Here is an 18,276-nt window from a genome sequence, read left to right as displayed (position 1 = left end):
GGTTATGTGCCGAATCTTTATTCGTCGTCTCGACAATCACTCATCCATTGGAGCGTGCTGTGGGCCGTCTTCGTCAGGTCTTCTTTTTAGTCGTAGTCACCGCCTTCCTCGGCGCGTGCGGCGGAAGCGAGAGCCCCACCGACCCGATTGGTGATGGGGACGGCAACAACAATGAAAACGGCTCTGTGACTCGGACCATCAAGGATAGTCCGTCGTTCGCCGCGGATATCCAAGAGATATTCACTCGGATCGGATGTACCGCGTCCGGCTGCCACGGGGGTAGCGCGGGAGGACTCACGCTGGGCAGTAACGCCTCGACAAACCACGCCGCGCTTGTCGGCGTTCAGTCGTCGGTAGGTGACGTGTACGTCATAGCGAACGATGCTGTGAACAGCTACTTGGTGAAGAAACTTGAGGGGACTGGGAGTGGGGCGCGTATGCCGATCGGTGGCAGTAAGCTCGACAACATCGATCTCACGAACATCAAGAACTGGATCAACAGCGGTGCTGCCAATAACTAGGCCGGCGGTTTGATCCCGAGACCATCAGGATCGACCTACGCAGCGGGGGCGCTCCTTCTCGGGGCGTTGCTCGGGGCGGGTCCCGTCTCGGCACAGCAGGAATATCGGATCAAGCTGGAGGCAGACCGGCTGGTGCGGTTTACTTCGAGCGCCTCGATAGAGGAATTCGACGGTGTGACTGATCGGATCGACGGCTTTGTCGCGCTCAACACTGATATGCTTTCGTCGGAATCGGGCGGCGACGACACCGAGTTCTACTTCGAAGTAGATCTGGCCAGCATAGACACTGGGATTGGTCTCCGGAATCGTCACATGCGCGACAACTACCTCGAGGTTGAGGAGTTTCCGTACGCGGCGTTCGGGGGGCGAATCGCCCGGGCCGCACCGTTGAACGACGGCGCGTTCCGAATCACGTCGCAGGGCACGTTTGGGGTGCACGGTGTCGAACGGGACCAGGCCATGACGTGTGACGTGTCACCCGACGGAGCAGGATACCGGGTCCAATGTGAGTTCGAGGTGCTGCTCTCAGATCACGACATCGAGATTCCGAGTGTGATGTTCCTTAAGCTGAACAACGAAGTCCAACTCACGCTCGACTTCTATATCGAGCCCGTGGAGGGTTAGTGGTGAGAATGCCTTTGAGTCGTGCGGCGTGGGTCGGAGTTCTCTCGGTTGTGTTCCTACCCGCGATTGGGGCAGCGCAGGAGCGACCGGAGCGTTTTGAACGACGCGAGCAAGCCACCGAGATTCCGGTGACGGTATTTCACTCCACGCAGGCTGCGAACCTGCCGACGGCGGAGACCTTGGCCAAGGGCGAGGTACTCTTCGAGATCTCGCATCGGTTCTTGCCCGCTGTGTCCGATGGAGCCGATGCGCTGTGGGGTTTCGATGGACCGGTGTACAACCGCTTCGGACTGGCCGTGGCGGCGACAGATCGGGTGATGTTCGGCCTTCTGCGCTCCAACCTGGACGACAACCTCGAGCTCAACGCCAAGGTGCGTCTGTGGGACCGCCGCTCCGGCACCACGTCGTTCATGGTCGGGGCGATGGGTGGCGTGGCCTGGAACACTCAGACCTCAGTGCCCGCGGACGACAACGAGTCGCAGGCATATGGGCAGCTCATGCTGAACGTGGCCTTTGGGAGCAATGTGGCCATCGGCCTCGTGCCGACGCTCCTGCACAACCCGGTGATCGACGACGCGACGTCTGAGTCGCTTCTCCTCATTGGGGGCCATGGCCAGATCTATCTGTCCCAGCACACCAGTCTCTTCGCGGAGTGGATCAAGAGTGCTCGGCGCGCGGACCTGGAGTTCGACTCCGGCACGTTCGGCATCGAGTTGGAAACAGGGGGGCACTTCTTCAAGCTTCTGCTCACGAACCAGCCGCGCATGAACCCGACTCAGTTCCTGGGCGGCACTCCGTTCGACTTTACGCCGGACGAGTGGCGTGTAGGCTTCAACGTCACCCGCGTGCTCGCGTTCTAGTGGTGTTCGCTTAGAGCCCTGTTCCGAAGTACTCGACGAGCAGCACGTAGAGAACACCCGCGATCACGACAACCGCGGCCATCTTGAGCAGCTTCTTGAGGATGGCCCACACCATCATCGCTACCAGTAGCAGGATCGGGATGAGGAAGAGTGGGTTGGCGAGCAAGTACTCGATTACGGCCGTCATAGTGGCCTCTCTTTGCGGTGACTTCGGATACTCGCCTAATGAAACGAGGACCCGACTGACAGTCCAGTCGGGTCCTCGATCCCTACGGAGGCCGGGGCCTCTTTGTGCCGAGAGTGTCCTATTTACACCTGGCCCTCTTGCCACGGACCCTGCAACTGACGGTGTCGGTGACGCTGTGCGAGCCAGTTCCGTCGCCCACGGTCAGAGTCACGTCGGCGCCGTCCGCGAGACGTACGAGGATTCGACCAGGCGCGACCCGATCGTTCTGCTGCTGTACGCTCAGGGATGGACCCGGGGCGACATCGGTGGGGCCGACCGCTTGGTCGATGTCCTGACAAGCGGCAGCGAACACCAGCAGTGTCGTAAGTCCGAGGACGTGTCTGCGATTCATGGTTTCTGTGCGGTAGTGGGCGGGAGTGACAGTCGCATATTAGGGTGGGCCCATGCACAATCAGAACTATTACGAGATTCTACGTAGTGAGGTCGGCTGGTTCGCGAATGGCGTGGGTGTGTGCCCCCGGCTTAGGTTACGCGCCAATATTCAATGAAATCAGGCCCCTCGAAGTGGCGTAGACCCGTGACGTCACTCGAGAGTCATCCAAATCGGAGACGAATTTGAGCACCGAATCGGCGACAATGGGATCACAGCCTTCTGAGGGGACCTTCTTCGGGCACCCTCGGGGCCTGGCGACGCTCTTCTTCACGGAGATGTGGGAGCGCTTCTCGTACTACGGTATGCGCGCGCTCCTGACGCTCTTCATGACGGCCGCGACCACCAACGTCATCACGAAGGGTGACGGCTCGATCATCGAGAATGGTGGATTGGGCCTAGACGTCGCGACGGCGGGTGCCATCTACGGCATGTATACCGCGCTCGTGTACATCTTGGCGCTGCCCGGCGGGTGGGTCGCTGACAACCTCTGGGGCCAAAGAAAGGCGGTCTGGGTCGGTGGTTGGATCATCGCCCTCGGTCACTTCACGATGGCCGTACCGAACACGAGGATGTTCTTCCTGGGCCTAGTCTTCATCATCATCGGGACGGGCCTACTCAAGCCGAACGTCAGCACGGTGGTCGGTGAGTTGTATCCGGAGGGAGGGGCGAGGCGTGACGCCGGCTTCTCCGTCTTCTATATGGGCATCAACCTCGGCGCCTTCTTCGGACCGCTCGTGACTGGATTCCTCGGTGAGGGCTACCACTGGCACTGGGGCTTCGGAGCCGCCGGAGTCGGTATGGTGCTCGGGCTGATTCAGTATCGGATGGGCGCGGGATATCTCGGGGATGCGGGTCTGCTTAAATCGACTGATGCACCTGAGGTGATCAAGGCTCGTGAGAAGAAATTCTTCATGACCTTCTTCAGCGTCGTCGCTGGAATTGCCGGGTTCGCCTTCTTGGTGTCGAACGGGACGATTCCGCTCTCTCTGACCCAGATCGCACAATATCTGGGATACAGCGTGCTGATCTTGGTGGCAGGCTACTTCGTCTACGTGTGGACGGCTGGGGGGCACACGGTCGAAGAGAACAAGAAGATGGGGGTCATTTTCTGGCTCTTTATTCTCATCGCGATCTTCTGGTCGGGCTTCGAACAAGCCGGAACCTCGCTCAACATCTTCGCCCGAGATCTCACGGATCGGAACATCATGGGCTGGCTCATGCCGGCTTCGTTCCTACAGTCCGTGAACGCGATGTTCATCATCATTCTCGCGCCCCTGTTCGGCAGTCTTTGGATCGCGCTCGAGAAGATACAGAAGAACCCGTCCATTCCATTGAAGGCTGGAATGGGACTTCTGGGCCTGGCCATGGGCTTCTTCGTGTTGGCCTGGGGTGCTGCGAACGCATCGCCAGACAACCTCGTGAGCCCGGCTTGGCTCGTCGTGACGTACTTCCTGCACACGGTGGGTGAGCTATGCATCTCGCCAATCGGACTGTCGGCGATTACGAAGCTGTCTCCGGTGAACCGGGTCGGTCAGATGATGGGTATCTGGTTCGTCGGCGCGGCTCTAGGCAACCTCTTCGCTGGGCTGATCGGTGGTTCGCTGGTCGATCTCGAAGCGGCTGCGCTCTTCCGGACTGTGGCCATGATCATCGGCTCTGCTGGGATCGTCGCGCTCATTGCGGCACCTCAGGTCAGGAAGCTGATGGGGAACCTGCGGTAGCGCAGAACTGAATAGATGGAGCGGGCCCCGGGGTAGTCGCCCTGGGGCCCGTTTCTATTTCCGTCACACGCCATGGACTTAGGAGCGAACATGTCTGGAAGTATCAAGAGCCTTAGCGGCTTATTCGCCACGAGCAACTTCATGATTCCGTTCGTCTTGGGTGACCTCACGGACGACGACGCACGCAAGCGATCTCGTGGGGACTCCGGACCGTCCATCGCTTGGGCAATCGGTCATCTGATGCACTCGCGGATTTGGGTGCTGAATCTCTTGGGGATTGAGCGCGACAACCCGTATGAGGAGGCATTTGGGAAGGGTGCGGCCACGGACGGGGCCGACTATCCCCCGCTCGGCGAACTTCGAGAGCAGTGGGACGCAATCGATGCCGAGTTCATTGGTGCTCTCTCAGAGCTGAGCGAAGAGGTGCTCGACACCGTTCTCGAGGAGGGCTGGCACGCGGAGCAGACCAAGCGGGATCAGGTTGTTTTCTTTGCCTGGCACGAGGGCTACCACATGGGCATGATCGGCGCACAAAGAAAGGCGATGGGTTATCCCGGTCCCGCTGAGCGCATCATGGCCGTGCGGGCCGAGTCATCGGAGTCGGCGGAAGGCTAGTTCCGCGCGGTAGGCATGTTCGCGCCGACTTTGGCGCGCCAGGCGTGGAGCCGGTCCTGCAGTCGCTGCGTGTCTTCTGGGCGTTCAGTGGCCAAGTCGTGGTCTTCGCTGAGATCTGTCGCTAGGTCGTAGAGTTCTACGCTGCCGTCCTCGAACCACTCCACGAGTTTGAAATTACCCGCACGTATCGCGCCGCCTGGACGATTTCCGGAGCCGTGGTAGTGCGGGAAGTGCCAGTAGAGGGTGTCGCGGGCTGCTTCCCCAGCGGTCAGGGCGGCGGCAAGGCTGACCCCGTCGACATGTTGTTCCGGTCGGGCCGGCAGGCCGGCCAACGCCAGCAACGTTGGGTACAAGTCGGTGCTCGACGCCGGATGGTCGGACACGAGGCCTCCAGCGGGCACCCCTGGAGTTCGGACGATGAGAGGCGCTCGAATACCACCTTCGTAGAGCCAGCCTTTTCCGGCGCGCAGGGGCAAATTTGAAGTCGCCTGGGTGGGACTCCTTCGCATGAGCGTCGAGAGTCCGCCGTTGTCGGACACGAACATCACGATCGTGCGTTCCCACAATTCGAGGTCATCGAGCGCATCCAGGATGCGGCCCACGCTCTGGTCGGTGCTCTCGATCATGGCGGCATAGGTGGGGTGGTCTTGGCGGAGTTTCGTCTCCGCTTCCCGTTCCGCCTCGTAATCGGCCTCGGTGACGGGTCCCAGGTCTTCGGCCTTGTCCGCGTATCGTGCGGTCACCTCAGGCTTCGCCTGAAGCGGGGTGTGCACCGCGTAGTGCGAAAGAACGAAGAAGAACGGTTCTTCCTGGTGCTCGGTGAGGAAGTCGATCGTCACGTCGGTGAGGCGATCCGTCAGGTACGTGCCCTCGGGGTCGCCGTCGAGGTCCGGCACGTTCGTGACGGCGTAATTCGGATTCTCGTAGGGCGGAAAGTACGCGCCAGGCTGGCCGGCTTCGTTGACCGCGAACATGTAATCGAAGCCCTGCGCATCTGGGAGGAACTCAGCGCCTCCTAGATGCCACTTCCCGACGTAGCCGGTCTGGTATCCGGCGGCTTGGAATGCCTCGCCTACGGTGACCTCAGAGAGCGGCAGTTCCCGGATGTACTCGGCTTGGTCGAGGAGGCCGCTCTGTTCGCCGCCGATCCAATTTGTCAGGTCCAGTCGGGCGGGGTGTTTGCCCGTCATTAGGCTGGCACGCGTGGGCGAGCACACTGAACTGGCCGTGTAGAAGTCCGTGAAGCGCACGCCTTCTGATGCGAGCCGGTCGATGTTGGGGGTTTCGTAGAACGTGCTTCCGTAGGTGCCACTGTCCATCCAGCCCAGATCGTCGATGACGATAAGGACGACGTTGAGGGGCGGGGGATCCGCGGGTGTGCACGAGCAGGTGCCGAGCGCTATCAGACAGGTCGTTGCGATTGTCGCTGCTGGACTCATTTCCTTCCCTTCGATGCAGGCTGGGCGGTTTGGAGTGGCCGCGAGACATCATATGCGGCCGTGCGGTCGCTCGACATCTACGGGGCTCCTTCTGGGGCTGTGAGTCGGCTTGCCAAGGTCGGGCGTGGGGGTCATGGTGCGGGCCGCCCTGTGACGCAGTTCGGATTCGTCACATCAAACCACCCAGGCCCATCTTCTTGATGCACTCCATGCGACTTCTCCTTTCGTTCTTGGTTCTTGGCCTGGCCACGGTCCTTACTACGGGTTGTGACGAAGCCCCGGCTGAGGCGCCGCATTCGATCATTCCGCTGCCGACCGCTTTGGCATGGACGCCCGCCGACACGTTCCTGGTGTCAGAGTCGACGTTGGTGGTTTTCGATGCGGGCGATCAAGACGGTCAGGCGATTGGACACTTCCTAGCCGACCTCATCGGAAACAATCCCGACACACGTCCGGCGGTGGTCGCGGACACGTCTTCTGCGGTCGGAGCCTCCGGGTCGATCCGCCTGACCCGTACCGATGCTGACCAGGAATTGGGCGCCGAGGGCTACGAGTTGTCGGTAACCGCTGGGAACGTGACGGTCCGGGCACCGGAGGCCGCCGGGCTCTTCTACGGCGTGCAGACGCTACGACACCTGCTGCCCCCTCTCGTGGAATATGCGGGCGCGTTCCCACAGCCTCTGTGGGTTCCCGGTGTTGAGATCTCCGACGCTCCACGGTTCGTGTGGCGCGGGCTTATGCTCGACGTCGCGAGACACTTCCTTGATGCGGACGACGTAAAGCGTTTCATCGACTTGGCTGCACTCTACAAGGTGAATCGACTCCACCTCCACCTGTCTGACGACCAGGGATGGCGCGTCGAGATTCCCGGCTGGCCGAGGCTCACCGAGTATGGTGGCCAGACCGAGGTCGGGGGAGGGGCCGGTGGCTTTTACACCATTGAGCAGTACGAAGAGATCGTTCGCTATGCCGTGGACCGCTTCGTCATGGTCGTTCCCGAGATCGATATGCCCGGCCACACGAACGCTGCGCTGGCGTCGTATGCTGAACTGAACTGTGATGGTGTCGCTCCGGAGTTGTTCATCGGCACCGCGGTCGGCTTCAGCACCGTCTGCGTGGACCGCGAGTCCACGTATGACTTCCTCGACGATGTGATCCGCGAGATCAGCGCACGTACGCCCGGAGAGTACTTCCACGTGGGCGGAGATGAAGTCCAGCGACTGACCGAGGACGAGTACGCTGCGTTCATCAACCGAGTGCAGGGTATCGTCGGCTCGTACGGGAAGAAGATGGTCGGCTGGGACGAAGTCGCCCTCGCGGACCTGGTCGCAGGCTCCGCTGTGCAACTATGGAGGCCGAGTTGGCCCTATCCGGGAGTAGAACGGGACTCCGCTGCGGAAGGGCGATCTGCGGCTTTCGAGGCCGGGATTCTTGCCGCAGTGGAGGCTGGCGCGGGCGTCATTCTGTCACCGTCGAATCGCGTCTACCTTGATCTCAAGTACGATTCGTCGACTGCGCTCGGACTTACGTGGGCCGGTATCCCGAACGTGCGCGACGCCTATGACTGGCGTGTCACCGAGCTCTTTCCCTCGCTCCCATCTGACGGGGTTTTAGGGATCGAGGCCCCGCTCTGGTCCGAGACGGTCACGAACCTCAGGGATTTCGAGTACATGGCGTTCCCCCGCCTCGCGGGGGTAGCGGAGTTGGGTTGGTCGGCTGAATCTGCGATCGAGTGGGACGAGTACCGTCTGAGACTCGGCGCACAGTCCGCGAGATGGACTGCGTTAGGCCTCAATTTCTTCAGGTCACCGCTCGTGCCGTGGCAGGTGGGGCCGCCCAACCGCTAGGACGTAGGTGGCGGGTCCTATTCTGCCTGTAGGGTCTCCAGTGGGTCGGTCCTGTTCGCGATCGCCTCTAGTATGCCGGAGTTGGCGACTGCACTTCTTACCGCTCGAACCCACGGCCGAAGGATTGGAGAAGGGCAAGCTCCTCTTCGAGCTTCGGGGCCACAAACTCACGGGCAAATGGTCGCTCTCGGACCCACTGTTCGGTGTCCTCGAGTCAGAGCCGGATCTCTTGAGCGCCTGGCAGCGCCTCACTACGTGGTTCGACTAGGGGATGACGATCGGGTCGTTTACCCGATTGCGGCCGTCCCGTTTTGCCTGGAGCAGGGCCTGGTCCGCGGTGTTGTAGAGCACTTCCATGTCCGTGCCGTCGTCCGGGCATGTCGCGTAGGAGGCAGACATGGTCAGGTTGAGCTTGTGTCTGATAGGAGGTGAGGCTTCCCTCACCACGTCGACCAACCGTTGGCTAACCGCTCTAGCCAGATCGGGGTGAGTCGCCGGGCAGACGATCGCGAACTCTTCTCCGCCGATCCGAAACGGCATGTCCGCGGCGCGGGTGTGCAGGGTCAGAATACGACCGATCCATGACAAGACTTCATCGCCCACGTCGTGTCCCAGGGTGTCGTTGATCGACTTGAAGTGGTCCAAGTCGAGCAGGATCAAGGAGAAGGTCTCCTGGTAACGGCGTGCCCTGTCACATTCAATCACCATCCTTTCATTGAACGCGCGCCGGTTCAGAAGGCCGGTCAGTGTGTCGCGGATCGCTTGATCGCTGAGCCCGCCGATCTGTTGGTCCGCTTGGTAGATCCGGACAGAGAGCACCTCCAACAAGTTCAACGCGACTTGAGGGCGGTCGAAGACCAGCTGTTTGAATTCGGACTTGTCCAACACGAGTGCTTCCACGGGGCCCACCGAGCGAACGGTGGCACTCCGGGGTTTGTCATTCAGCAGGGCCATCTCGCCGAAGAAATCTCCAGGTCCGAGTCGGGCCAATTCGACCTCCAAAATCCGAGCGGGATACAGCACCTGGACGTGCCCGGAGACGACCACAAAAAGGGACCGTCCTGGCTCACCGATTTCGACGATCGCTTCGCCAGCGTCGAAGTGCTGAAGACGTGCAGCACCGCCCAGACGTTCTAGGTCGTCAAACGCCAGACCTTGAAAGAGGGGGGCCGCACCAAGGAGTTCCGCATTGGAGGGCATCAGGAAAATTTAGCACGGCCATCCTAGGGTGGAAGCCTAGTCAGTAGTTGATGTTTCGGGCTAACAGCCCGGGATGCCCGCCGGTGTGGAGGAAGATCACTCGGTCACCTGGGCGTGCCTCGTTGTTGCGAACCCAGGCACACAAACCCGATCCAGCCTTGGAAGTGTAGGTCGGATCAAGCACCACGCCTTCGCCTTTGCCGAACATATGGGTCGCCTCGACCGCTGCGGGGGTGGGGATCCCGTATCCCTCCCCGACCTCCGAGTCACAGCACTCGAGTTGGTCGACGAAAAGTGGTCCGTTCCACTCCAGTTCCCGGGCGCTATCCGCTGCGATGCGAAGCGTAGTGTTTCGAAGCTCTGTTTCAGTCGCGTCGGCGCTGACTCCGATCAACACAATGTCGGCCCGGTCCAGGATAGAGATCCCCAGGAGGGCCCCCGCGAGTGTGCCGCATGAAGAGCTTGGCACGAAGATCACTGTTCGGTTAGGGCGTGCGCCGAGGCCGTCGAGCTGTTTGGCGAGCTCGACCATGGCATTGACGTAGCCCAGAGAACCCAAACCGGTGGAAGCCCCGATGGGTACGACCAGTGGATGCTCGCCAGCACTGCGAAGCTCCTCCGCGTACGCCTCCATGTGTGGTGTGCGATCTGCGCGGTCCTCCACCGTGATCACTTCGGCGCCGAAGAGTCGATGGAGCAGGGCGTTTCCGCTCGGGTGTGCGGGTTCCGGACCGCTCAGGACAAGTGTGCACTTCAACCCCAGGCGTGCCGCGGCAGCCGCAGTCACCCGACAGTGGTTCGATTGAGGTCCGCCCGCCGTCAGCAGGTGGGTTACCCCATCGAGTCGCGAAGCCGCGAGTTCGAATTCTAATTTGCGCACCTTGTTTCCACCCAGCGCGAAACCGGTTTCCGCATCCATCTTGATCCACAGATCCAGGTTGGGGTCACCCAGTTCCCGTGCGAGCCTAGGTGCGGGCACCAGGGGCGTCGGAAGATTCGCTAGCGGGAGTCGTTCCCAACGGTTCAGGCGGTCCAGAGCGGCCGGGTCGGTCATGGTGTGGTTCGTCTCAATGAAACCCGGGATGCGGCCCGGACGGTGTGTTCGTGAATGTCGACGGTGTCCGCCACGGTGGCCGCGTAGCCTCCGGACATGACCACCGCTACGGGAACTCCGGCGGCCGCGCAGCCCTCGAGCACGAGACGGTCTCGCTCCGCCAATCCCTCTTTGGAAACACGCAGGCGACCGAGCTTGTCTTCTGCATAAGGGTCTGCTCCTGCGATGTAGAAGGCGAGGTCGGGGCCATGTTCGAGCGCTCGCCGGATTCCCATGGAGGTCGCCTCGAGATATTCGTCATCCTCGCAGCCGTCCGGGAGTTCAAGGTCGAGATCACTCGCCTCCTTCCGGAAGGGGAAGTTGTTGGCTCCATGGACGGAGAGTGTGAAGGTCGAGTCGTCGCCCGAAAAAATAGCAGCCGTCCCGTTGCCTTGGTGAACGTCCAGATCCAGCACAGCGAAGCGTTTCGCCGTGCCCTCCGTCTGTCGTACTCGAACCGCGACGGCCACATCGTTGAAGACGCAGAAGCCTTCCCCGTGAGCCGCGAACGCGTGGTGCGTTCCGCCCGCCATATTCGCTCCCACGCCGTCTGTGAGTGCTGCGCGGCTCGCCGCCATCGTGCCCCCAACTGACCTGCAAGAACGTTCCACCAGTTCAGGAGACCACGGAAATCCGATGCGCCTCACTTCCTCTCTCGACAACGCACCGGAAAACACGTCGCTGACGTAGCGCGGCGTGTGCACTCTCTCGAGGTCCGCGCGGCTGGCGGGGTCTGGCACTCGGAGATCGATCCGTTCGACATCCGACATGCGCTCACGCAGCATGCGATATTTTTCCATGGGAAACCGATGCCCTGCCGGCAGCGGGAGAACGAAATGGTCGCAGTAGTAGGCTTGCACAGAGCTCAGAGCTAATGAGGGCACTGACAGGCCCTCGGACGGTATAGAGGGCGCACGTTAGGACAGATGGCGGCGGGTTGGAAGAAGAGGCCCGTCGTTCCTTCCATGGCAGCATCTTCGATCAGTGAGGATCGCAGTGCAGATAGATAGGTGGATCTCCGCGATTCTTGTTGCGGCGGCACTCGCGGCGACGAGCGCACAGGTGCTCGAAGCCCAGGTCGGCACCGTGCAGGGTAGGGTGCGAGACGAGGAGGGCTCTGCGGTTTATGGGGTCACGATTCGCATCATGTCCGGTGGAACGACACTGGTTGCTGCAGACACGGACCGTCTGGGCCAGTTCAGGTTCGAATTCGACCGGTCGGGGATCTACCGGCTCCTAGTGCAGGGACTCGGCTATGCGGAACTCGACGAGACCGTGACACTCGCCGCGGGCGAGACGATCGAGCTTGATCTGCGCGTGAATCGGCAGGCCATCGCGATGGAGGGTATTTCCGTAGAGGCCGAGCGGAGCCGGGAGCGTGTCCGCTTTGAAGAGGTCGGCGGGGCGACGGTGCGGGAAATCGATCTCGCGGACCTCCGGTCGTTGCCGGGCGTGATCGAGGCGGACCCTATTCGGGCGGTAGAGGTGCTCCCGGGCGTGGTCTCCACGTCGGACTTTTCGGCGTCCTACCACGTTCGGGGAGGATCGGCTGATCAGAACCTGATTCTGCTCGATGGCGTGCCGATCTTCAGTCCGTTTCACCTGGGTGGCTTCTTTTCTGTCTTTAACGCGGACATGCTGGATCGGGCCGAACTCCAGTCCGGTGGTTTCGCAGCGGAGCACGGTGGTCGGGTCTCTTCGGTGCTCCAGATTGAGAGTGACGCGGGAGATGGGGAGACAAAGATCGACGCGGGAATTTCTCTCCTCGCCACGCGGATCGCGGTGGGAGGACGCCTCCCCGATGGTGTCGCGAATGCGCTCGGAATGGCCAACCTGAAATGGCGTGCCTCAGGGCGCCGATCGTACTTCGACGTGCTCTTGAAGCCGGCCTTCGAATTTCCGTATCACCTCACTGATGCTCAGACCGTGATGGAAGGATGGACCCACGCTGGCGACCGAGTGATGCTGACCGGGTATACCGGGGCCGACGTTTTGGATCTCACGCGATTCGACCCAGAGGACTTCCCACTCCGCATCGATTGGGACTGGGGCAACGATGCGGCGGGCGTACGCTGGACCCGGGCCAGGCGCGGTGGAGGTTCGTTGGACGTTCGAGCGAATTTCAGTCGATACGGTACAGGTCTGAATTTTCCTGACTTTGGGGACACGCAGTTCTCCAGTCACATCCAACAGGCTCAGGCTCGCGTTGATCTCGACACTCGCCCCAGCGCGAAGCTCGGCCTCAAAGTCGGTGCCGCGCTCGAGAAGACGTCGTACCGGAACCTCTTTGAAACCGGGGGCACGGTCTTTGGGAGCGGCGAGGGTTCTGGCGTGCTTCTGGGTACATACGGACAGGTGAACTGGAGTCGTCCGAGGGAGTGGCTTGTCGAGGCAGGACTCCGCCTCGACACGTACCTGCCGGACCCGGGCGAGACCATTCGAGAGTTGGCGCCGCGTGTGGCGATCAAGCGTTTCTTCTCCAACGGGGACATCGCCCTGAAGTTGGCGACTGGGCGCTACACACAGTTCGTGCATTCGCTTCGCGACGAAGAGCTGCCTCTTGGGTTGGACATTTGGGTGACCTCCGGACAACGAGCGCCGCACGTCGTGTCGGACCAGGTCCAGCTTGGCCTCGAAGGATATATCGATGAAGAGTGGTACTGGTCCGTCGAGGCTTACGTGCGCTCTTTCAACGGGGTTGTCGTATTCAATCCGGCGGACGACCCGAACGACGAATTGGACGATATTCTCGCTGGAGAGGGGCTGTCCTACGGCACGGACTTCATGGTCCGTAAGGGGACTGGGGACGTAACCGGCTGGGTCGCACTCTCGTTACTCAGGGCCGAAAGAACATTTGCGGATATCCTGTCGCCGTTCCCGTCGCCGCCGGATATCACGTACTCCCCCATCTTCGATCGTCGCATGGACTTGGATGTCGTTCTGCGATATCCGCTTCCTAGGGGGTGGACCGGGGGGCTGCGCTGGAACGTTGGCACGGGTACGCCGTACACGCGGGCGGTTGGCTCGTATGCGTACTACTCGCCGCAATTCGTACAAAGAGATGGCCGGCTCGACTGGGCCGGCGCGAGTGACGCGACGGACGGGTTCGGCGGGTACGCAGTCGTGCTCGAGGATCGCAACTCCTCTCGTTATCCCACCTATCACCGCCTCGACGTGAGCTTCCGCCGAGACTTCCCGAAGTCGTGGGGCACGCTCACTCCTTACCTCAACCTCGTGAACATCTACAACCAACGGAACGTCCTCTTTTACTTTTTCGAGTACGACCGAGTCCCCCCCACAAGATCTGGAATTTCGATGTTTCCAATCTTTCCCACGTTCGGCTTTGAGGTGCACTTCTGATGAGGCGGCCCAAAGGATGGATCGGATGCTTGGGGCTCTGCCTCGCCCTTGTTTTGTCTGCCGGTTGTGAGCTGCAGGAGAGCACAATAGTAGACGTCGAAGACGTGGTTGTGGCCGAAGTGTATGTCGAGTTAGGACAAGGACTTTTCGGACAGAACCGGGTGATCGCGTTCCTTCACAGAACGGTAGGTGGCCTGGCGCCTGGCTTCAGCGAGGTGCCGGGGGCCCGAATCGCGCTTATCCGTGCCGATGGATCGACCTTCGAGTTCGCGGAGGCGTCGATCCAAACCTGTGCGGCGACGTTGCCGGTGGAGGGGACTGGGTCGTGCTATTGGCTCGCGCCGGCGTTGTCCGCGCAGATCAATCCGGGCGATCCTCTGGAACTGACCATCGCTCTTCCGGGAGGCGGGGTGCTCCGGAGTGCGACCGTAGTGCCTGGGGATTTCGGTGTCATCGGTATTGCGGAGGGGGCTCAATGCGTGTTGCCACCAGAGACGACGATGGAGGTCATGTGGTCTACGTCGCAGGGGGCCTGGGCGTACATAAACGAGACTGCGATTTCAGGCATCCAAGCCGCACTGGTTCCGCTCGGAATCGAAGTGGATGCGGATCCTCTGGTGTTGTTGGGCCTCAGTGTGTCCGCTTCCGACACCACGATCATCTTCCCTGGTGAGTTCGGCATCTTCAACCGGTTTGAGCTGGATCAGGCGCTGGCCAACTTGTTGCAGGAGGGACTTCCGGCCGGTACGCGAGCCCGGGTCACCATTTCCGCAGCGGACCGCAACTACGTGAATTGGGTCCGCGGGGGGAACTTCAACCCGTCGGGCCAAGTGCGCGTTCCCAGTATGGTCGGCGACGGCACAGGCGTCTTTGCGGCCGCCGTCACGCGTACCTTCGAGGTTGTGGTCGATCCGGACTCCCACGGCGGACTCTATTCCGTCCCGGCTTGCCTCGTGAACCCCTGATTCCGAAGTGGTCTCCTAGGTTCGTTCGCTTACGAGACCGCGCACCTTTGTGACCAGAAGGTCTACTGCCACCGAATTGTAGCCCCCTCCTGCGACCCCCAAGATCACGGGCCGGCGCGTCACGGGGCCGACCCGTCTGGGACGACGAAGATCTTGCGGGCGAGGTCCTTCGGGACAGTCACGGCGTCTCCGTCTTCTCCGACAGTGAGCCCGACTTCACCCGCGTTGGAGGGGGCGGCGTTCACAATTACCGATACGCCGGGAACCAGGCCGTCATCGGCCATCGACCGCAACTCGGCCGCCTCCTCGTCCTGCACCGCTCGAATTCGCAGTCGTGAACCGGGCAGCGCGTCGGCGAGCGTCGCCAGGTCGGTCGCCTCGATCTCCCCAGCCCGCGTTGGGATCGGAGCGCCGTGAGGATCGTGGCTGGGCGAGCCGAGGGCCGCAGCCATCCGATCGATGAGATCGTCGGAGGCCGCGTGCTCCAGTCGTTCGGCTTCGGCATGCACGTCGTCCCATGCGAAAGCGAGTCGCTCACAGAGGTACGTCTCCAGGATCCGGTGGCGGCGGAGGACCCGGAGGGCTTCTCGTTCGCCCCCTCGTGTGAGGCGGACGCCTCTGTATGGCACGTGCTCCAAGAGTCCTTCCTCGGCGAGCCGCTTCACCATTCCGGTGACGGAAGCCGGCTGAATGAGCAGAGCTTCCGCGATTGCGCTCGTCGACGCAGCTTCGCCAGCCTCGGAGAGGCTGTAGATCGCCTTTAGGTAGTCTTCGACGGAGCGGGAGAGGGCGCGGGGGATCATGCTGACGAAACTAATTCAGAGCCGATGCCTTCGTCGAGAGCGTACGAGCTTGCCCAAGGACTTTTGTACGGTGCTTCGAAACTTGAAGAAAGCGTCAGGCCAGGAAGCGGCTGACGCTGTTGCTGCTGTGCTCACACAGGCCGCGGCCCGTGATGAGGCGCAAGGCGAGAGGGCCTAAGCCTAAGAAACAGCCTAAGTGGATGCTGCCTCTTGGCATCAATCTGGGTGTGTCCGCGGTGTGCCTACTGATTGCGCCTCCGGCCTGGGTCATCGTCATCCCGCTAGAGTCGCTGCCCCTTGAAGAGCAGGCCGAAGACATGTGCCTGGCCGTTTATCTGCAGGCTCAGTGTCTCGTCGGTGATGAGGTCATCACCAACGATTCCGCCCAGCCGCTGAACGAATGGGTCAGCGCGGGGGCCACCGGCAAACTCCTGGGGGGTGGTGATGGAGCCAAGGCAAGAGTTACGGAGAGATGGTGATGCCACGGAAGTTGAAGTTTACACTCATCGAGTTCATGGTCACCGCGTCGATCGTCGGCATTCTCTCAGGTCTCGCTATACCGAATCTGCGTAGCATGATCTTCCGTGCCCGAGCGACTGAAGTCGCAGCGGACATGGATGTCGTTCGAGTAGCCGCATTACAGCACAGCGCCACCATGAATACATGGCCGGCCGAAGTCGCTTCGGGGGTCGTTCCGGCCGGACTTGTCGGATGCCTCCCGGAAATGTTCCTTAGACAGGAACGGGTATCAACTCGACGACGAGAACCGGACTCTCCCTCAGGGGGTGCCGGGTGATCCGAGCACGACCGTGTTGATTGGTGTAATCGGTTACTGCCGAGGAAGATGATCTTGGCAACGCGATTGCAGAGTTTCTGGGTAGTTCGATCGTCTTCTCAGTCGGTAACACCCACACGATCGTGATCGATCGGATTTAGCGCTCGGGACTCGTGGCCTTTGGCCTGCTGCGCGCACGAGCGCCTTCTGATAGAATCACGTATGCGATACGAGCAATCGACCGACGGCATCCGCGTGTGCGTTCAGCCGCGCTTCTCCCTCGCCGACTCAGATCCGGCAGACGGGACGTTTGTGTTCTCGTACGAGATCGAAATGGAGAACGAGGGCGACGATGCAGCGCAGCTCTTGTTCCGCCACTGGTTGATTCACGACGCCGCCGGAGACGACACCGAGGTGGATGGCGAGGGCGTTGTTGGCGAGCAGCCGCACCTGAATCCCGGGGATTCACACGAATACCGGAGCTACTGTGTGTTACGGTCGCCCGTCGGCTACATGGAGGGGTACTACACCTTCGGACGGCCGGACGGCAGCCAGTTCCGGGTGGAGGTCCCGCGCTTCGCGCTCAGTGGGCCCTTCGTGCTTCAGGTGCCCCAAGATGAAGACGACGACGAATCGCCGGTGATGAACTAGCTGGATTCGGACTTTCTCGGCAGAAACGTGCCGGCAGCCAGGGCGAGCCACAGCGCCAAGCCAATCATGAGCCAGTTCGTCCTCGACCGGAGTCGTCCCAGAGTGTCGCTCGGTGGCGGAGCGAGGATCGTGACAAAGCTGTTTGGGGTCAGCCTACGGCTGACGTATTGGGAGAGCCCAGCCCGCGTTTCCACCAGTCCGGATGTCGTGAACGATGGAGGAGGGTCGGGTAGAGCGGCGACCGCGGGGGCGGGTGAGTCTAAAGTTGAGGCCTCTACCGCTCCGTCCGTTACGAGCACAGTCGGGAAGCCGCTCATGGCGTGCACCGACTCTGGTGAGCCCGAAACGTCGAGCGCCTCAACCACTGCGAGGCTCCGGGTCAGGTCTCGAGCTAGGAGGGTGCTCGCGGCTCGCTCGAAGTCTCTCCCGACCTGAATCGCCAGGACTATGGACGCGACGACTGGAACTGCTGCGAGTAAAAGAACCGCTGCGCGGTCTCGTTTCCTCCTCGACATCCCCCCGCGCGCGCGGAGCATCAACAACCAGCACGTTAGGGACGGAAGAACCAAGAGGAGCGCCATGACGATCCTCAGCCCAGGGGGGACTAGCGGCGCGGAAGGGATGGGTTCGGCATAAGCGGAGAGTATGGCCGATTCCCGCGTGGTCGACCCCATGACCAACAGCGCCCCGGCGCCAATCGCGTGGCCCACGGGACTATCCGCGGCGTCCCCAAGCTGCCCCGGAGTGAGCGATGCCAGAGCAGGCGCCGAGTCCGTGGCACCTAACAGGGAGCCGTCGGCGAAGATCGCGATCCGGGCCCCCGTCATGCGGCCGACCAAAGCGACTGCCTCCAACGCGGCTTCTGCCGCTGCCCGGGACGGTGAGGATGCTTCGGTGTCAGCCTCAGGGTACTGATTCAGCGTGCCGATCGCGAGGCGCGCGGTTCGGAGAGCAGATTCGTGCCGGATCTCACCCTGAGCCGCAGTGGCAGCGCGCTCGCTTCCCCACATCACGATCGCCGATGGAAGTACTACTACAGCCAGAAACCGCAGAATTGGGTGCTTCACAGGCGGTTACCGCGACTCGACACACCGTCGGTAGCGTAAACAGACGGTGTATGCCGGTGCGCAGTTTGGTTATCGTTTGCGGCTTGCACCCATCTTACCCTCGGAAAGTCCAATG

Annotated in this window: 20 protein-coding genes; 12 read left to right on the top strand and 8 right to left on the bottom strand. The window is 61.5% G+C overall.

Features of this window, described 5'->3' with window-relative positions; translation table 11 throughout:
• Positions 1-59 precede the first annotated feature (59 nt).
• The 3 genes from P8L30_05000 to P8L30_04990 are packed head-to-tail and all read left to right on the top strand — an operon-like array spanning position 60 to position 2,005.
• A complete protein-coding gene (locus tag P8L30_05000; protein ID MDG2239537.1) occupies positions 60-521 on the top strand; it encodes a hypothetical protein in 462 nt (153 codons plus the stop codon).
• Between the two features lie 9 nt (positions 522-530).
• Positions 531-1,145 (top strand): YceI family protein, encoded by a 615-nt coding sequence (locus P8L30_04995; protein MDG2239536.1) that lies wholly within the window; start codon positions 531-533, stop codon positions 1,143-1,145.
• A gap of 8 nt (positions 1,146-1,153) precedes the next feature.
• Positions 1,154-2,005 carry a DUF5777 family beta-barrel protein gene (locus P8L30_04990; GenBank protein MDG2239535.1) on the top strand — a complete coding sequence of 284 codons (852 nt, stop codon included), beginning with the start codon at positions 1,154-1,156 and terminating at the stop codon, positions 2,003-2,005.
• 10 nt (positions 2,006-2,015) lie between these two features.
• Here the strand turns inward: P8L30_04990 and P8L30_04985 are convergent, their stop codons facing one another.
• Both P8L30_04985 and P8L30_04980 read right to left on the bottom strand, forming a co-directional pair.
• Positions 2,016-2,192 carry a hypothetical protein gene (locus P8L30_04985; protein MDG2239534.1) on the bottom strand — a complete coding sequence of 59 codons (177 nt, stop codon included), beginning with the start codon at positions 2,190-2,192 and terminating at the stop codon, positions 2,016-2,018.
• A 118-nt stretch (positions 2,193-2,310) separates the two neighbouring features.
• Complete coding sequence (locus P8L30_04980; GenBank protein ID MDG2239533.1) at positions 2,311-2,583, bottom strand: hypothetical protein; 273 nt, start codon at positions 2,581-2,583, stop codon at positions 2,311-2,313.
• Between the two features lie 245 nt (positions 2,584-2,828).
• On the opposite strand from P8L30_04980, the gene P8L30_04975 reads away from it, so the two are divergent.
• Positions 2,829-4,346: a peptide MFS transporter gene (locus P8L30_04975; GenBank protein ID MDG2239532.1), complete on the top strand. Its 1,518-nt coding sequence runs from the start codon at positions 2,829-2,831 to the stop codon at positions 4,344-4,346.
• Positions 4,347-4,436: 90 nt separating this feature from the next.
• Positions 4,437-4,961 (top strand): DinB family protein, encoded by a 525-nt coding sequence (locus tag P8L30_04970; GenBank protein MDG2239531.1) that lies wholly within the window; start codon positions 4,437-4,439, stop codon positions 4,959-4,961.
• On the opposite strand, the gene P8L30_04965 is transcribed toward P8L30_04970, so the two are convergent.
• A complete protein-coding gene (locus P8L30_04965; protein ID MDG2239530.1) occupies positions 4,958-6,400 on the bottom strand; it encodes a sulfatase in 1,443 nt (480 codons plus the stop codon). The genes P8L30_04970 and P8L30_04965 overlap by 4 nt on opposite strands.
• A 209-nt stretch (positions 6,401-6,609) precedes the next feature.
• Here P8L30_04965 and P8L30_04960 point away from each other — a divergent pair, with 209 nt between their 5' ends.
• Both P8L30_04960 and P8L30_04955 read left to right on the top strand, forming a co-directional pair.
• Positions 6,610-8,247 carry a beta-N-acetylhexosaminidase gene (locus tag P8L30_04960; GenBank protein ID MDG2239529.1) on the top strand — a complete coding sequence of 546 codons (1,638 nt, stop codon included), beginning with the start codon at positions 6,610-6,612 and terminating at the stop codon, positions 8,245-8,247.
• Positions 8,248-8,371: 124 nt separating this feature from the next.
• Entirely contained in the window at positions 8,372-8,515 is a 144-nt protein-coding gene (locus P8L30_04955; GenBank protein MDG2239528.1) for a hypothetical protein, read from the top strand.
• Here the strand turns inward: P8L30_04955 and P8L30_04950 are convergent.
• From P8L30_04950 to P8L30_04940, 3 genes are read right to left on the bottom strand one after another with little or no spacing between them, the layout of a single operon-like run.
• Positions 8,512-9,447 carry a GGDEF domain-containing protein gene (locus P8L30_04950; protein MDG2239527.1) on the bottom strand — a complete coding sequence of 312 codons (936 nt, stop codon included), beginning with the start codon at positions 9,445-9,447 and terminating at the stop codon, positions 8,512-8,514. The genes P8L30_04955 and P8L30_04950 overlap by 4 nt on opposite strands.
• 40 nt (positions 9,448-9,487) lie before the next feature.
• Complete coding sequence (locus P8L30_04945; protein ID MDG2239526.1) at positions 9,488-10,501, bottom strand: D-cysteine desulfhydrase family protein; 1,014 nt, start codon at positions 10,499-10,501, stop codon at positions 9,488-9,490.
• Entirely contained in the window at positions 10,498-11,340 is an 843-nt protein-coding gene (locus tag P8L30_04940; protein MDG2239525.1) for a histone deacetylase, read from the bottom strand. The genes P8L30_04945 and P8L30_04940 overlap by 4 nt, the downstream gene beginning before the upstream one ends.
• 196 nt (positions 11,341-11,536) lie before the next feature.
• On the opposite strand from P8L30_04940, the gene P8L30_04935 reads away from it, so the two are divergent.
• Positions 11,537-13,900 (top strand): carboxypeptidase regulatory-like domain-containing protein, encoded by a 2,364-nt coding sequence (locus tag P8L30_04935; GenBank protein MDG2239524.1) that lies wholly within the window; start codon positions 11,537-11,539, stop codon positions 13,898-13,900.
• Positions 13,900-14,865, top strand: a complete 966-nt coding sequence (locus tag P8L30_04930; protein ID MDG2239523.1) for a hypothetical protein — start codon at positions 13,900-13,902, stop codon at positions 14,863-14,865. The genes P8L30_04935 and P8L30_04930 overlap by 1 nt, the downstream gene beginning before the upstream one ends.
• A gap of 119 nt (positions 14,866-14,984) precedes the next feature.
• On the opposite strand, the gene P8L30_04925 is transcribed toward P8L30_04930, so the two are convergent.
• Positions 14,985-15,668, bottom strand: coding sequence for a metal-dependent transcriptional regulator (locus tag P8L30_04925; GenBank protein MDG2239522.1), 684 nt, complete (start codon positions 15,666-15,668; stop codon positions 14,985-14,987).
• Positions 15,669-15,820: 152 nt separating this feature from the next.
• Here P8L30_04925 and P8L30_04920 point away from each other — a divergent pair, with 152 nt between their 5' ends.
• The 3 genes from P8L30_04920 to apaG all read left to right on the top strand — a co-directional run bounded on the left by P8L30_04920 (position 15,821) and on the right by apaG (position 17,094).
• Complete coding sequence (locus tag P8L30_04920) at positions 15,821-16,147, top strand: hypothetical protein (protein ID MDG2239521.1); 327 nt, start codon at positions 15,821-15,823, stop codon at positions 16,145-16,147.
• On the top strand, positions 16,147-16,464 hold the full coding sequence (locus P8L30_04915) for a prepilin-type N-terminal cleavage/methylation domain-containing protein (GenBank protein ID MDG2239520.1): 318 nt from the start codon (positions 16,147-16,149) through the stop codon (positions 16,462-16,464). The genes P8L30_04920 and P8L30_04915 overlap by 1 nt, the downstream gene beginning before the upstream one ends.
• Positions 16,465-16,665: 201 nt before the next feature.
• Complete coding sequence (gene apaG / locus P8L30_04910; protein ID MDG2239519.1) at positions 16,666-17,094, top strand: Co2+/Mg2+ efflux protein ApaG; 429 nt, start codon at positions 16,666-16,668, stop codon at positions 17,092-17,094.
• On the opposite strand, the gene P8L30_04905 is transcribed toward apaG, so the two are convergent.
• On the bottom strand, positions 17,091-18,161 hold the full coding sequence (locus P8L30_04905; GenBank protein ID MDG2239518.1) for a hypothetical protein: 1,071 nt from the start codon (positions 18,159-18,161) through the stop codon (positions 17,091-17,093). The two genes, apaG and P8L30_04905, sit on opposite strands and share 4 nt — an antisense overlap.
• Positions 18,162-18,276 lie beyond the last annotated feature (115 nt).

The organism is Longimicrobiales bacterium (assembly GCA_029245345.1).
Taxonomy (GTDB): Bacteria; Gemmatimonadota; Gemmatimonadetes; order Longimicrobiales; family Gaopeijiaceae; genus CALFPJ01.
The sequence above is the reverse complement of the archived record's forward strand: the minus strand, read 5'-3'. Positions and strand labels throughout refer to the sequence as shown.